The sequence below is a fragment of the Evansella vedderi genome (genome assembly GCF_030813435.1).
GTDB classification, from domain to species: Bacteria; Bacillota; Bacilli; order Bacillales; family Salisediminibacteriaceae; genus Evansella; species Evansella vedderi.
This window is the reverse complement of sequence record NZ_JAUSUG010000006.1, coordinates 98499-114467: the sequence shown is the minus strand read 5'-3', so window position 1 is coordinate 114467 and position 15969 is coordinate 98499. Positions and strand designations below refer to the sequence as shown.

15 protein-coding genes are annotated in these 15969 nt (G+C 43.3%); 1 reads left to right on the top strand and 14 read right to left on the bottom strand.

The window, feature by feature from the left end; translation table 11 throughout:
• Positions 1-114: 114 nt before the first annotated feature.
• The 13 genes from J2S74_RS09315 to J2S74_RS09255 form a co-directional block, all read right to left on the bottom strand.
• Positions 115-819, bottom strand: a complete 705-nt coding sequence (locus tag J2S74_RS09315) for a response regulator transcription factor (RefSeq protein WP_307324611.1) — start codon at positions 817-819, stop codon at positions 115-117.
• Between the two features lie 170 nt (positions 820-989).
• A complete protein-coding gene (gene csrA, locus J2S74_RS09310) occupies positions 990-1220 on the bottom strand; it encodes a carbon storage regulator CsrA (RefSeq protein WP_307324608.1) in 231 nt (76 codons plus the stop codon).
• A gap of 3 nt (positions 1221-1223) precedes the next feature.
• On the bottom strand, positions 1224-1676 hold the full coding sequence (gene fliW / locus J2S74_RS09305) for a flagellar assembly protein FliW (RefSeq protein WP_307324604.1): 453 nt from the start codon (positions 1674-1676) through the stop codon (positions 1224-1226).
• A 534-nt stretch (positions 1677-2210) separates the two neighbouring features.
• Entirely contained in the window at positions 2211-2807 is a 597-nt protein-coding gene (locus J2S74_RS09300; protein WP_307324602.1) for a DUF6470 family protein, read from the bottom strand.
• A 362-nt stretch (positions 2808-3169) separates the two neighbouring features.
• Positions 3170-4351 (bottom strand): flagellar hook-associated protein FlgL, encoded by a 1182-nt coding sequence (gene flgL / locus J2S74_RS09295; protein WP_307324868.1) that lies wholly within the window; start codon positions 4349-4351, stop codon positions 3170-3172.
• A gap of 93 nt (positions 4352-4444) precedes the next feature.
• Positions 4445-6103 (bottom strand): flagellar hook-associated protein FlgK, encoded by a 1659-nt coding sequence (flgK, locus tag J2S74_RS09290; RefSeq protein ID WP_307324599.1) that lies wholly within the window; start codon positions 6101-6103, stop codon positions 4445-4447.
• Positions 6104-6562: 459 nt separating this feature from the next.
• On the bottom strand, positions 6563-7069 hold the full coding sequence (locus J2S74_RS09285) for a flagellar protein FlgN (RefSeq protein ID WP_307324597.1): 507 nt from the start codon (positions 7067-7069) through the stop codon (positions 6563-6565).
• A gap of 54 nt (positions 7070-7123) precedes the next feature.
• The gene (flgM, locus tag J2S74_RS09280) at positions 7124-7381 is read right to left on the bottom strand and encodes a flagellar biosynthesis anti-sigma factor FlgM (protein WP_307324594.1); all 258 of its coding nucleotides are present in this window, start codon (positions 7379-7381) and stop codon (positions 7124-7126) included.
• A gap of 93 nt (positions 7382-7474) precedes the next feature.
• Positions 7475-7903 carry a TIGR03826 family flagellar region protein gene (locus tag J2S74_RS09275; RefSeq protein WP_307324591.1) on the bottom strand — a complete coding sequence of 143 codons (429 nt, stop codon included), beginning with the start codon at positions 7901-7903 and terminating at the stop codon, positions 7475-7477.
• A 612-nt stretch (positions 7904-8515) separates the two neighbouring features.
• On the bottom strand, positions 8516-9265 hold the full coding sequence (locus J2S74_RS09270) for a ComF family protein (RefSeq protein WP_307324589.1): 750 nt from the start codon (positions 9263-9265) through the stop codon (positions 8516-8518).
• A 9-nt stretch (positions 9266-9274) separates the two neighbouring features.
• Positions 9275-10972: an ATP-dependent helicase ComFA gene (locus J2S74_RS09265; RefSeq protein WP_307324586.1), complete on the bottom strand. Its 1698-nt coding sequence runs from the start codon at positions 10970-10972 to the stop codon at positions 9275-9277.
• Between the two features lie 543 nt (positions 10973-11515).
• Positions 11516-12217, bottom strand: a complete 702-nt coding sequence (locus J2S74_RS09260) for a response regulator (RefSeq protein ID WP_307324583.1) — start codon at positions 12215-12217, stop codon at positions 11516-11518.
• 121 nt (positions 12218-12338) lie between these two features.
• Positions 12339-13484 (bottom strand): sensor histidine kinase, encoded by a 1146-nt coding sequence (locus tag J2S74_RS09255; protein ID WP_307324581.1) that lies wholly within the window; start codon positions 13482-13484, stop codon positions 12339-12341.
• Positions 13485-13956: 472 nt separating this feature from the next.
• On the opposite strand from J2S74_RS09255, the gene J2S74_RS09250 reads away from it, so the two are divergent.
• Positions 13957-14592: a YigZ family protein gene (locus J2S74_RS09250; protein ID WP_307324579.1), complete on the top strand. Its 636-nt coding sequence runs from the start codon at positions 13957-13959 to the stop codon at positions 14590-14592.
• A 108-nt stretch (positions 14593-14700) separates the two neighbouring features.
• Here J2S74_RS09250 and J2S74_RS09245 read toward each other — a convergent pair whose 3' ends face one another.
• Positions 14701-15921, bottom strand: a complete 1221-nt coding sequence (locus J2S74_RS09245; RefSeq protein ID WP_307324577.1) for a polysaccharide deacetylase family protein — start codon at positions 15919-15921, stop codon at positions 14701-14703.
• Positions 15922-15969: the final 48 nt, after the last annotated feature.

Below are 15969 nucleotides of genomic sequence, written 5' to 3'. Positions count from 1 at the left end.
AACATAAAAAAAAGAAGGAACATCCATTCCTTCATTCAAACGTAAAAATATTTAATTCTACTACGGACATATCTCTCATTCAAGTTTCGAATAAGTATGTATAAGATCAAATTTCTAACGACAGGCTTCTACCCAGCCGTTGCGGATGGATTTGACCATGGCGTCGGTGCGGTCGTTGGCTTGCATTTTTTTTAACATATTACTAATGATAGAACTGACGGTAGATTGGGCTAGATACAGATTTTCTGCGATTGCACGATTGTTATGGCCGTCTAGAATCAATTGAAGTACATCTTGTTCGTGTTCCGTTAACATTGGAGCCACGAGTTCCCGATTGAGGATAAGCTTTTTGATAGGTTGGTCTCTCAATTTTTTCTTTTCTATTTCAAGGATCAAATTCTTATGTAAGTCTGGCTCTAGAAATACACCTTTGTCCTTGACTAAACTTAAAACTAAACTTAAATGATTTTCCAAATAATCTATAGAAACGATCCCATTTACAGGGAGCGTTAAGTAGCGTAAAAGTTCCCGTTCGTTACAGTTGTGATGAACTAGAAGTATATAGATGTCCTTATTTTCGTCCACCAGTTCAACGAGTTTTTTTATATTGTTCCCGTGTGTTCTGCTGTAGCTGTCAATAAAATAAAGGATACAATTATAGGATAATAGCTCTTCAGGAAGGGTTCGCTTCTTCGTGACTGACCCTTCTTTTAATTGGTGTTCCATGGACTCAATAACCCGTTCGGATATTTCGTCTTGCTGATCAAAGAATAGGATCGATGGGTGTGTATTAGTATGTCTTGTTTCTGTAGTTAACATGGGCGGGCCCCCTTTCTGAAAAATTATATTTCAGGTCTCAAAAGCTTATTTTGATAGTAGTGCGAAAACAAGTTTCAAAGAAGATAATTAACGTTTTGCAAGCGTGTTCACTATATAGAACGATTAACAAAATGAAAATCGTATCGCCCTCTTTTTCCCCAAAAAAAGGGTTACTGTTTTTTCATGGAGTCCGTTAGTTGCTTTAGGACATCCAGTGATGCGCTGGCTGCTGCGTTGTTTTCTTCTTGGATGGCTAGGTAGATTTCTTTTCTGTGTATGTCGATGTTTCTTGGTGCGTTGATGCCGATTTTTACTTGGTCCCCTTCGATGCTGAGGACTTTTATTTCGATGTCGTCGCCGATTTTGATGGATTCGTTGGTCTTTCGTGTGAGTACTAGCATTTGTTAGCCCTCCTTTTTACCGGAAGCTTGCAAGGCTACTAGCGGGTGCTTCGTTCCGTAGTTGGATTCGTTTAGGACGATTTGCTTGCCTTTTTGTGCTTTGCTGTTGACAACGATTGGGCCTTGCAGGTTAGCCGTGGATTCCTGAAGTGTTTCTTTCAGGGTGAGCATGGTAAAGATGGCCACGTCTTGTTGGTCTTCCATTTCCAGCTGCTCTAGAACACTGTCGGAGAGCTTTACTTCGTATTCTGGGAAAAATTGAAATGGTGTCATTACCACGAAGGCCAGGCTTTCTGTTGCTACGGATTGTAGGATGTAAAATGGGCTCGGGCTGTCGCTGAAAGGTAGCAGGATGAACTGCTTTTCTTCTTCAAAGCTTGGGATGCCGTGCTCAAATTGAATAATATTTTGTGGGTTGATTTCCACTTCTCCTGCGTATTTTGTTGCGATTTTCACTTCGATCACTCCGTCTATTTCTAGAATCTCTTGAGTTAGTTATGTTTTAGTGTGTTTGTAAAAAACCCATTGAATGCATTTATACGAAAACTTTTCCAAATCCATTTTCTATTGTACCACTTTCTTCGTCTTATTGAGACAATAAACCACCGGTTATCGAAAGTTTTTTGTCGTATTTGTTTACTTTGTGTCAAAAATTGTTTTCTATTAAAATATAAAGTAGCTTGGAAACACTACAGGCTGACGCTTCAGCCTCCTCGTGAAAACCGCCTTCGTGTATCTTCAGCTTTTATGGTTCCTGTCTCTTCCTCTACTAGCATTGCTCTGGAGAAACTTGCGTCGAGACGGCTCGAAGCTGTTTCATGATGTAACGCTCGTCGCTGAAGTCGCCACCTTCCGCTACTCTAAACTTTTCAAAAAAGGCAGCAAGATTACGAAAATAGCGTTGCAAATAAAATGCATAAATATACTCCTGCACTGGGACTTCACAGGAGCTATTGGTGGTTGGAGCTATTTAATTAGGGTGGTAGTGAGCTATAACAACCTATCGATTTGCCCTTGTTGTCCTCCGCTGACGGAAAAGGCAATTTGCTGCTTCTGTTGTAGGTAAACTTCCGTTTGCCATTTTGGGATATGTACTTCAGGGTCCCGTTTGGTAATTTGGATCTGTGGCTCTGGCCAATCTACGTCAACGGCGATCTCTGAAGGGACATAGTTAAATTGGACGCGGAAGGCGTTAGCTGGTATGGTTCCTTGGCCAATTTCAATAGGGGCACGTTCTCCTTTTTGCTTCGCGAGTGCTGCTAGTTGGTTTCCCCCATGTTCAATTTTTTTCAACTGCTCCCCTTCTCGGGCAGTTTTCGCGATATATTGGAGGATGTTTTGCATTGCAGCAGCAGCATTTTCCTTTCCACGACGGAGGGGGCCCTTTAAGTCTGCGTCCGCGAAGGCTTCCGATTGATCGATGAACAGCTTAGAAGCCGTTTTGGAAATACGAAGGGTTCCCGCTAATTCCTGTTGTATGTGTAGATCAGCGGATTGCTGGCGTATTTGCATCTCGGGCCTGTGCTGGGTTATCCCTACTTCTGCCCGTTCCGTATGAATGTTAATTTGCGGTATACTCATGGCCATGACATAGACACCCCCTAGGTGCTTTGTATACAAAACTCCTGCAGGATTAGCTTCCTAAACAGGAGTAATTAATGTTTTTATAAAGGATGATTTTTAAAAAATTATTGTTTTGAAGCAAAATTCTATTGCTTGGATACGCTACAGGCGGATGCTTTCCGTGGGCAACGCTTCAGCCACCTCGGGCAACCCACCCTCGGGGGTCTTCAGCCGTTGCTTTTCCCACTGGAGTCACCGCCTTCCGCTTCTCCAAGCTTTTAAAAAAAGCAACAGAATTCGTGAAAACAGCCTTTTTAAAAGTCATTTAACGCTACTAGTTGCTAAACAACGATCTGCACTGCACGAGCTTAGAACTCTTTCCCTATCTACCTCAGAAAATCCATCAAGGTCGGCTGCATGATTCGTGCCATGGATGATAGGGCGGCGCGGTGAACGTTTTCTGAAGCTAGCAAGTCTGATATTACCTTTGCAATATCCGCATCTTCATTGTCGGATAAAATCCGGCGAGCGATGACTTCCTGCTCCTGAATTCGGAAATCGATCATCTCCACACGATTATAGCGAGCCCCAAGCTCCGCACGCTCGTTGACCACTTTTTCCACTTGCTGATCAATATTCCCAATAAAGGCAGTCAAGTCAGAAGCCCTCGTGCTCGGATCCTCCAAAGCCTTCTCCAACTGGATGAGATCGCCGAAGAAATCCATTGAAAATACATTACCAGGCTGGATATTCACAGGAACCGTAACACCCTTCAACAGTTCAATCTCCACATTCTGCGTATTAGTGGAAACGGCATTCCGGTGGAAAACGACCACCTGTGACTCCCGCAAATCCTTCGTCTCCGTCACCGTTTCACCTGCGCCATTCACCCGTGTATGGGAATGGACAAGGGATTCCTGCTCCCCATTCTCATTCAACGTTAACGTAATGCTTTTTCCCCCATTCGTAACATCACGGAACAGGAACTCATTGCCATTTTTCTCCGCAAGCTCGTACCGACCGCTGCTATGGGTAATCACATGGGTAAACTCGCCGGCCTCAAACTCACCGTCCGGCAAAGCCATCAAACCACCGGACATGGCCTCGATACCAACATCCATCAAACTAGGATCCAACGGCGCATTCGTCGTATTCGTCCCATTAAAGATATACTTATTATTAGCCTGCATATTCCCCAACGACTCCAAATGCTCCCGCAGCTGACGAATCTCCTTCGCCATATTCCCACGCTGCGACGCCTCATACGTATCATTGGACGCCTGCACCGTCAACTCCCGAATCCGATGCAACGCACTCGTCACATTATCCAACGCCGAATCCCCGCTGTCCATCCAGTTATAAACCTCAGACAAATTCCGGTTAAACTGCGCCATCTCCGTCACCTGCGTCCGATAACGCATCCCATTCATCGCCACCACCGGATCCTGCGACGCCCGCGAAATCTTCTTCCCCGTCGCCAACTGATCCTGCAGCCTATGCAAACCCTGATAACTCTGACTCAAATTCCTCAACGAACTATTCGTCAACATCGACTGCGTCACCCGCATCCGAAACACCCACTTCCTCCTTGGAAAAACGAAAGTGGCAACACTACCAACCTCGTTTTTTTCCAAATAAAATCATCTATCTCTTAAATTAGTTTACCTTCCTACTAGCCCCATACCGTTGATAACCCGGTCCAGCATTTCGTCTATTGCTGTTAAGTTACGGGCTGCTGCATTAAATGCATGCTGGAATTGAATTAAATTGGTCATTTCCTCGTCTAAGGAAACACCGCTAATGGATTGGCGGCGATCCTCCACGGAATCTCGAAGGACCTCTGAATTCTTCATCATTCGCTCCGCTTCGCTCGTACGAACGGCCATTTCACCAATGACACCTTGATAAAAACTCTGAACGTTCGTGGTTGTCCCGCCGAAATTTAGGGCTGCGTCCTTCACATTAGCTAAAGCTAAGGCATTGGAGCCGTCTCCGCTAAAGCCTTCCTCTCGAGGAGTATGCCCTGGACCTGCCGCTGCCGATGCAGCGATATTATCTAAATTATGCCTAATGGCAGCATTTACTTGCAGACGTCCTGCCGCTCCCTTGATGTTGTTTTCATCAATAGGGTTCTGTCCTTGGGCAGTAATATAAGAGAAGAAATCAAATCCTGCACCATCGTTGGCCTTCTCCCCATTTTGTATTTCCGACAAGCTCCAGCCTGAGCTGTGAACTTTATTGAATTCCTCCACAAAGGTATACACCATAAGATCCAAATCGGCCATCATTTCAGGGAAAAGTCCCTTCTCCTGACCGTCTTTATCTAAGTAACCATACGCTTCAATGGTAGCTTTCAATTTTCCTGATGATGGGAAGTCATCTAAGCTATTAAAGGAAAACACACCAGGTTTTCCATTCAATTCACTTGGATTTTCAACACCTTGGAGCGCCTGTTTGGTGGCAACGAATATCCCATTCACAAGGCCTGTTCCTTCATCGTAAGATACACGAAACTCCCGTGCCTCTAATCTCGAGCCATCTACAAGGGTAACGCCCGTGTCATGCCCGTTGCTATCTAGAAGTCTTATAGAATACCTGCCGTCAGCCATTTCCTTTGACAGGCCACCGCTGCCAACCTGCTCCACGGTAATATTGATATATTGGGAAAGCTGGTCCACCAAAAGGTCCCGCTGATCATACAAATCATTAGCCAGAAAACCATGGGGCTCCACCGCAGCAATCTGCTTGTTAATATTATTAATTTGATCCAGCAAGGAATTAATTTGATTTTGCTGCACACCGATTTGACTTCGGTAGTCATTTTGAATGGCTTTCAGAGAATCGTGGGTGTAGTTGAACGTCTCTGCTAACGCAATTCCGTGCTGACGAACAACGGACCTCGCCCCTGAATCCTCCGGATGAGTAGATAAATCCTGCAGGGATTGCCAGAACCGATCCATTGTATTTGCCAAGCCATTATCCGTTGGCTCATTCATAATATCTTCCATTTTCTGAAGAGCCGTAAAGCTTCCGGACCAATATCCATGCTTATTATTCTCTCCCCGAAACTGCGTATCTAAGAAAGCTTCCCTTATACGCTGCACTTCTCCTGCCTTCACTCCAGTCCCAATTTGCCCTGGAATTTTAGGGGCATTAAACCCTGGAGTAGGGAAAGCTTGCGTTGGGGTAAAGTTCACCCGCTGACGGGAATAACCCGGTGTATTGGCATTGGCAATATTATGCCCCGTCGTCTTAATGGCCGCTTGCTGCGTAGCCATCGCCCGGCGCATCGATTCCAACCCATGAAACGTAGAATTCATCGACTATCTCTCCTGTCTATGTAAAAAGAAACTTATACTTTTATAAATACGGTAAGATTTCCATGCTGCCTTTTTGAAGAATCCACTCCCTTTCCGTGGACGATCCACGAGCCTCCTCGAGCTAACGCTCTCCGGAGTCTCGTTTGGCTCGTTCTTGAGGCCACTGAAAAAGATCGCTTTTTATCTTTTTCAGTGGGCTTGAAGCAATGAGCGGAGCCGTTGCAATGTTTCGAAGCCTGATATGAGTGGGTTTCTCATATCAGGCGCGCAACGCGCGGAGCCATTGCCACTGTTTATATTGACTTTTTCAGTGGCCTCCGTTTTTCCCCTTTTTCAGTGGTCTCCTCGTTCTTCCACAGGAGTCTCGTGGATTCTTCAAAAATATTAATAAAGCTATCTAGTTAACAATATCTATAAAAAAGTTTTTTTAAAATTAATATCCGAAACTATGAAATTTTACTAAGCTTTGGAGTCGAACAATGATCTTCCTGTTGATTCGAAATCATTGTCTCCTTTATCCTGAGGACGTTTATAGTTTCCAAACTCCTGCTGCGGGTTCATGGAGTCAAGGGACATGTTCACAAATCGCAACGATTCTTCAATTAATTGCTGATTGAGCTCGTTTTGATGTTTTAGCTTTGTAATTTCTGCAACTAGACGCTGAGACCATTCCTCTAATTCCGGTCGTAATCTTTCCGGGAAATACTTCAGCAGCGTCTCCATCGTTGCGGTCTCTTCCACAAATCCCTTTTCCTTCATCCATAAACCGACGGCATGCAGCCTCGTATTTTCCAGCTTCCGCAACTTCTGAATGAGGGCAGCTTCTTCCTTCATTACCTGCTCAAGCTCAGGAATATTCCCTTTTTTTACGGCCTCTTGCTTTAAGAGTGCCTTTTCGTTCATTTGCTCATGAACAACCGTCAACACTTGAAAAATCTGAATTAATTCCTGTTCCTGGTTTGCCATTTCCTTCGCCTCCTTAGGAATGTAATGAGGGAGATACACTGTCCCATTCAACGTTTATTTATCCCAAAACTCATAAAACTTTCTAGCAACTTCTTTCGGTTTAACCTCATACGTACCTGAGTCTATCTTTTCTTTAATTTGATTTAGCTTTTCCTGACGCTCTGCTGAAATTTGCGTGGATTGCTGCATCTTCTTCGCTGCAGAAGAAATTTGAACCTGATCACGCTTTTGGCTAATGCTACTTGTTTTTTGCACATTCACTTCTTGCTGTTTCCTGTAAGCATTAACCGAATGCAAAGGATTTATCTTCATACTCGAACACCTCCAGCTGTAATTTTTAACAAGGACATAATTCTAATGTTTATATCGGCAATAATTCATATTACTTTAGGGCAAGTTGAAATTTTAGCGGTTCAACCTGTTATCTAAAGAAGCATATGCTTTTATTTTAGCATTTTCCCGTTTTTTCTGCCGAGCATCAAATTCCTTTTGTCGGTCGATCGTATGTAGTCCTTGGCGAAGGTCTTTCGCACATGAATGACAAAGACGTTGTTCCCGAATCATCACACCACATTTTTCACACGGATACCCTAAATTCGGAAACTGCGATAAATGAATGCGCCCCTCACGAATAAACTGAATAATCAAGGATTGCTCCACATCCGTTCCTTCCGTTACCTCATCAATAGTTGCCCTACGATTTTCCCGCTTTCGAATGAACTGATAGACCTTATTATACTTTTCCTCCACTTCCTTCGCGCAATCATTACAAACCGAGCGCAGCGCCTTCACAAACAACTTTCCGCAATTTGGGCAATTTAATAAATCTGCCATTCCTTCCGCCTCCCTAAGATTCTTTCTCATTATATCGGCAGATTGGGAAGGAAGTTTAAGTTTCTGAAGGAATGGAAGGTAATTTTGGTTGGGAATACCATCATGAAGACCTTTTTGGCTGCTTGCACTAGGCTTTGGGCTTCCTAATCACTTTATGGTGACCTTTGTCGTGGCTTCCATCTGATTTTGGGCTTCATAAAGCTTTCATAGTTACCTTTCTATCCGCTTCCTCTCCATTTCGGGCTCCATAAAGCCTTCATAGTTACCTTTCTCTCCGCTTCCTCTCCATTTCGGGCTCCATGTGAAACGTGAAAGAGAGGAACGACTGGATTTCGTGTTTCAAACGTGCTTGTTGTAACACGAAAGGTGCGGTACTACCGGATTTCGCGTTTCAAACGTTCTTGTTGTAACGCGAAAGGTGCGGTACTGCCGGATTTCGCGTTTCAAACGTGCTTATTGTAACCAAAGCGACAGGTAACAAAGAACTCGCGTGGCAAAAGTGGTGGTTGAAGCGCGAAAAACAAAGAACAGCCAGAATTAGCGTTTCAAAGGAACACGTTTAAATGTGAAAGAAGAGTTGGCATCATGACCTACCTATTTTTTCCAACAAAATCATTTCATTTTCTTCCTCGCTTTACTCCCTACGGCTCTTGCAACGGTTACGGCAGCCACGAATTCCGCACCGGCTTCATAAAATAGACTAGCTGCACTCCTCAGCGTTGCACCTGTTGTGTAAATATCATCGACAATCAAAATTCGTTTCCCAGAATAATTCTCCTTCCGGCCCTCTACAGACAGCACAAATGCGTTTTTCATGGCTAAAATCCGCTCTTCCCGAGTCCGCTTACTTTGCTTGTTACTAGACACTCCCACTCGTTCCACCAACGGTTTAGCCGCAAAGCTCCTAGCCAACACCTCTGCTTGGTTAAATCCCCTTTCCCAATGGCGGCCTTCCTTTAAAGGAATATAAGTGACAAAATCAAAGGACCCGATTTTTTTCCCAAGTGACTTTAGGTCAGGGGAAAACAGCTCCCCCAGGGCCACATCGCCACGATATTTCAAGGCGGTCAGAACCTCCTGAATAAATGGATCGTAGTAATAGAGAGCTCGATGGTGGAACGCCTTTGTATCCCATGGAGCCACCTTCTTCCACCGTACACAATCGTGACACGTCCCTTCCGCCGGTGCCCCTAAATTTGGCCGCCCACATTCTTCACAACTAATCTCCTCCATTTTCTTTAACTGTGCGGAACAAAGGGGACAAAGCTTTGTTTGCCCAGACAAACCAACCATCCATTTCCAGCCTATCTCGCCGTCAAAATACTCATGGCACCATAAGCACCTTTCTGACCCCTGCAGCATTTCCCGCCATCACTTGCCACCACCCCTTTTTTCCTTCAGGAGCTCCTCTTCCCCGAGGGCATTCATTCGTTTGATGTGCTTCAACGCCTTCACCATTTCGTTCGTTTTCCCATGGTGGAAATAAATAACCTCTCCTGTGGGCTCATCGGGACTCCGACCTGCCCTCCCGGCGATTTGTACCAACGCGGACTCCGTAAAAATTCGGTCCTCCGCTCCCAACACGCCCACTTGAACTCCCTTTACGGTTACTCCGCGCTCCAAAATAGTCGTGGTTACAAGGACTCGAATTTCACCCTTTCGAAAGGCCATTACCTTTTCCCTCCGCTCTTCATCGGCCGAATGGACCGCCCCCACCGTTACATCAACCACCTTTTTCAAACTAGCTTCCACTTCCTCCATGACCCTCACACTCGGGACAAATAAGAAAATTTGTTTATTTCCCTGCAAATGCTTTTTCACAAACGCCACCACTTTAGAAGGAAGTCGCCTCCTTCCTAACCCCTTCTTCCACTGCCCTATCCAATGAAGCGCCGGTTCAGGGAGGGGATGACGGTGATAGCGTCGAGCAACCTTGGCACACTCCATCAACCCCTTCTCCGCCTCCCTTTTCATCGTGTCATCTGGGGTAGCTGTGACGAAAACGGTAAGGGCCCGCTCCCGCCTCGCTTGTGAAACGGCATAGCGGAGCTTTTTATCTGCCGTATAAGGAAAGGCATCGACCTCATCAATAATCACCAAATCAAAGGCCCGGTGAAAACGGAGGAGCTGATGCGTCGTACTAATGACAAGCTCCCCTTGGGCAAAACGCTCCTTCGCTCCGCCGTAAAAAGCATGAATAACCGTGTCAGGAAAGGCCTGTTTAAACCGGGGTTCCAACTCAAGCACCACGTCCGTCCGCGGCGTAGCAATAAGCACCTTCACCCCACTGTTCAGGGCTAACTTAATGCCGTGAAAAAGCATCTCCGTTTTTCCAGACCCGCAGCAAGCCCAGATAAGGAAGTGATCCCTCTCGTTTTTCCCTTGTAAAAAATTTGAAATGCACGTACACAGCTTGTCAGATGCCTTCTGTTGAAATAAGGAAAGGGTCCCGTCCCACGCCATTACATGCTTCTTCGTTTCAGAAAAAATTTTTCCCGAAACTCCTTTCCAGGTAACTAGAGGACTGCAGCCAGTGACTTTGCCCATCATCAGGCAGCTGCGGCAATACACACAGTCGTCCTTACAGCGAAAGCATTGGAAGTTGGCAAATAAGGAGGGATCCGTGTTGCCACACCGATTGCAGTGGTGCCCCCGACCGCGGGGAGTAATTCCCGGTTCATAAGCTGCCCAACCGTGAGCTACATGCTGATGAATCTCCCCGTGAGAAAAGGGCAGCTCATCTATCAGTAATCTGCGGTTTTTTAGGTAAGTTTCCATGTTGGGATTCGGCGTGAATTGTTCGTTTGGAGGCGGAAAGTACCAGTTGGTGTCGTGCAATCGGATAATCGGTTTCGGAGTCGTCTGCAGGAAGGGTGCTAAAAGGGAGTCATCGTGGTTTAAAGGTGGTGGATCATTTAACAGCTTCTTCTCCATCTCATAAGGTGGAAATTCCGGCAGCAACCAGGAATCCTCCTCTTTCGCCTTCTCTGTTATGTGTGGAAAAAACTGATTGTTGCCGCTATTTGCTGAGTGGATAATTGCCTTCATCTTTATAGGGTAAAAACGCATGGGGAACACTCCTATTCAAATATTTTATTGGGGTAAAAAGAGGGGGTTAATGAAAATAACTAACTAAATCTTTTCATGTTCAATAGAATTCGAGGTTTATAGGTGGAAACCTCTTTCATCTAGAGGGAAAGTTTGAACATTTTGTGTCGGATTCTGATGCTGCGGGGCTTCTATGTGCGGTTTTGCAGGTTGTATGTGCGATTTTCAAAGTTCTATGTGCGATTTTCAAAGTTCTATGTGCGATTATTCAGCTTCTATGTGCGATTATCCGCTCCCTATGTGCGATTCGATAAAATCCATCAACTTTCGACAAATAAAATTTACCTATAAATACAAAAAAGGAAGCCGCTCTCTACCAACTTCCCACTTCATTTCAACATTCTCCAACTATTTTTTAAAAGTGAGTTGAAAAGCAGCGACTCCGCACATCGCTTCGAGTCTGATACAAAAAGCTTAAAGACCGATCTTTCTCTAATATAAAAAGGCTGTTCGAAAGGACTCAAATCTCAAACCCTTTCGAACAGCCTCTATTAATTTAGTATTCTAGTTCACCTTCACCCAGCCGTTGCGGATGGCTTCCACTACAGCCTGTGTGCGGTCGTTCATATTCATTTTTTGAAGAATATTACTTACGTGATTCTTTACTGTTTTTTCGCTAATATAAAGGGCTTCGCCGATGGCGCGGTTACTCTTACCGTCTGTCATGAGCTGCAGCACCTCACACTCGCGGCGGGTTAGGAGATGCAATGGGCGGCGATATTCCACTTCACGGAAACCAATTTCCGAGTCTATTCTGTCATCACTTGCTAAACGTCGGTACTCGTTAATTAAATTATGGGTTACCTTCGGATGAATATAAGCACCACCTTGTCCAACTACCTTCACCGCTTCGATGAGTGCTTCTGTGTCCATTTCCTTCAATAAGTATCCTGATGCCCCTGTTTTTAAAACATGGGTAACATACGTCTCATCATCATGGATAGACAAGATTAGTACTTTCACATCCGGGAATGTTTCCACTAGCTGCTTCGTTGCTTCGACACCGTTTACGTTAGGCATATTAATGTCCATTAAGACTACATCGGGCTGATGTTCTCTTACCAGATCCAAAACTACTTCCCCGTCGCTGCCTTCTGCTACAACATCAAAAGATGGCTCCATGGCAAGAATACGTTTTACCCCTTCACGGAATAGCTGATGGTCATCCACTAAGACTATTTTTATACGTCGCTCTCTATCCATCATAAACCTTTCCTCCTCTAATAAATCCCTGTAAAAATAAATTTATCCAGATCAATCATTCTTATTTAATATTATCGTTTAAAAAACTCATTTACTGAACATGCCAAAACTAGCTATAAACATGTTACTTTTTACCTACTTTTGATCCATCAACTGGAATTTGAACCATGATTAGAGTACCAGCTCCCGGCTTGGAATCGATGCTTAAATGGCCATCAAGCATATTTACCCTTTCGCGCATTCCTAAAATACCGAAGGAGCCTTCCTTTTTCACATTCGGGTTAAAGCCTTTTCCATTATCCTTAATGACTGCCACTGCTCTAGTCGGCTTCAATTCAACCTTTACAAGGATCTCCGTTGCCTCCGCATGCTTATTTGCATTTTGCACCGCTTCCTGAACGAATCGAAAGAGGGCAATCTCCATTTCTGTCGGTAAACGAATATCCTTTCCAAAATTACGGAAAATAATGGTAGCGTCCATCCGCTCTTGAACATGGCGTAAGTATTTTTCTAACGTTGGAATCAGGCCTAAATCGTCCAGGGCCATTGGTCGTAAGTCATAAATAATTCGGCGAACTTCCGCTAAGGAATCCTTTACCATGCACCTTAAATCACGAATTTCCTGCATGGCCTCCTCGACTCCCTTTTCCGCATAAACTCTTTCCACAAGCTCAGACCTCAAGGCCACATTCGCCATCATTTGCGCTGGTCCATCATGTATTTCACGGGAGAGCCGCTTTCTCTCCTCCTCTTGAGCTTCAATAATCTTCAAGCCGAACTTTTGCATCTCCACAGCATCGGCAACCATGGCCGTAACCTGCTTCAAATCTCCAGTTAAGTAATTAATTACTACATTAATCTGGCTTACCAGATTATCTGCCCTCTCCACCGTTTCCTTCAATCTCACGAGCCTGCGCTCAATTTGATCACGGCGTTCTCGAAGCTGCTTCTCTTCTTGACGCAAAACAGCCAGCTGAATTTGATAATCGTTCGCTTGTTCATAAGCCCGACGGACCTCTTCATCTGTATAATTAGCAAAGTGCTTACTAACCTCCGCCAATCGATTTCTAGCAAAACGGGAGTGTATTTCCATTTTTTCATTTTTTTCAATTATCGTAATCACATTAGATTGAATATTATCAAGCTCTGACTTTAGTTGGGTGTATTCAGAACGGGACTCTTCTCCGATTTCAAAAATCTTTTCACGGCTGTCCCCTACCGCATCCATCATTCTCTCTAATATATTTTCAATAGGATTTTTCGCAGCCATTGACTTCCTCTCTTTCCCCTAAACAAAATGACAGAATTGTCTTCTGATGTTATTCTTCCGAAGCTTGTCCAGAATATTAACATATTCGACATAAACGACAACTTTTTCCTTCTATTTTCCTTTTTTCAGACCCTTTTATTGGTGAAAAAATGGAATAGACAGTGTCAATGAGAAATCCTATTAACTATAAATATCGACAACATGCCCCATTATGTGGGGGTAAACTTGAAAATATTTTTATCCTATAGTTAATAGAATGTAATAGTTTAAATTGATCTTCAGAAAATGGCCAGTGAACTTGACACTTTTCCTATTCCATCATAACCTAAAAACACAAGTTACTGACGGGATTTTTTGAATTTTATAAGCCGTTGCTTTTCCCGCAGGAGTCTCGTGCCTTGCGCTTCAATCAACATTATCTCTAATTTAACATAGCTAAAAAGCGTTTTTCCCCATTGAAGGAGAGATTATTATGCTTACATCTTATTATACTGTAAAGGGTTATGGTGAACACGAAATTTCCATTCAGCGTTCTCGTTTTATTGCTTATGTTAACCGGGTTACGACGGAAGAAGAGGCCCAAGCTTTTATAGAAAAAATAAAGAAGGAGCATTGGAATGCGAACCACAACTGCTCCGCCTATATGATTGGGGAAAATGACCAAATTCAGAAGGCTAATGATGACGGTGAACCATCGGGGACAGCGGGGGTACCGATTCTTGAGGTGCTAAAGCAGCGTCAGTTGAAGGATACGGTAGTGGTAGTTACCCGCTATTTCGGCGGGATCAAGCTTGGTGCCGGCGGCTTAATTCGTGCATACAGCTCTTCCACATCGGAAGGCATCAAAGCAACCGGTGTGGTAGAACGGAAGCTGGCGCAAATTTATAAAGTGACGTTGGACTACCACTTCCTCGGAAAAATCGAGAACGCCATCCACTCCTCTCCATACCGCATCAAGGAGATGGAGTATTTAGAAAAGGTTAGCATCGAACTATACGTTACTGTTGGAGAAGAAGAAACCTTCGAAGAATGGATCACCAACCTTACAAACGGACAAGTTTCAATAGAAAAAATAGGTGTGGAGTATTTGGAGGAAGAGGTAATATAAATACTCCATCTAATTTGAATTCGGCCATTCTATTTTATGCTCTAAAGCTCTTGTAAACGTTCGATCTTAAAGCCCAGTCTAGGGACCTAACTTTCAATACGTTTACTATTATCGTAGATTCACCATTTGTAATCCCTCTTCTTGCAAATATTCAATTATTTTTGGTAGAGCATCAACAACAGCCTGAGTCTCATGAAGAAGAATAATAGAACCAGATACATCGGATTGACGTATATGGTTGTAAATATCCTTGGGATTATGGGTTCTCCAATCTTCCGGGTCGATATTCCACAGTACCATCTTATTATTAAATTGAGTCATTAGTTCTAGCATTCTTTCATCATAGGCTCCAAAAGGGGGACGAAAGAGATCTACTGGCTCAAGAGTAATTTCTTGAATCGTTTGATTTGCTATTAGTAGTTCATTTTCTTGATCTTCGTTAGAGAGAGGTTTCATATTGATATGATTGTTTGAATGACTTCCAATGGAATAACCGTTTGAATGAACGTATCGAACATTTTCAGGATATTTCTTTACATTACTTCCAACAAAGAAAAATGTACCCCCAACCTGATATTCCAATAATATGTCTGTAATCTCTTTTGTATATAAAGAAGGGCCATCATCAAATGTAATAGCAACATTTCCTTCAGGAATGCTAAATGTTAATAGCTCATTTAGTTCTAAATAAGGTAGGGTGTGCTCCAAATGAGGATCTATAGATAGGTCTCTACTAATGGAATGAAAGTCTTTTTGACTTAAAACAGTTTCCTTCCCTGTAAATCCAGTAATTACATGAAAGTCCTCACCAGAAACAGTTTTGTTAACATAATCATATCCTGAATACCCTAATAGAAAAATAGCTAAACACACTACGGTTAGAACTCTCCAAGTATAACTACCATTGCGATCTTTGGACTTCAACACTTCTTGCTCTTGCAGTTCCTGTTCATCCATTGGAAGTTCTTTAGTTAAAAAGCTTAGATCATTATATTCACTTAATTGTTGGATATCTTTTATTGCGTTTAATTGATTTAAATACTCCCTCGAGCAAGAAAAATAAATTTTCTTACTATGATCTTTAAAGGTTCTAGTTATAATGCTTGTGTTTTGTTTTTTTATTGGATCCCAAGAGCTATGAAAGGATAACCTATATTTAGATTGTCCGTGGTACTCCGTTAATTCCATTAAATGAGTAGCGGTATCCTGATCAATTTCCCAAAATAACTCCATTTCTTGTCCAAATGAAAATTTAATTTTTAAAAATGATTTTTCAGCCATTCTATGTACAGATAACAATTCAAGTAGTTTTATATGATGTAATGACATTAAATGGTTGTCCCCTTTCTCTTTTCATGAATAGGTCCACCCATCAAT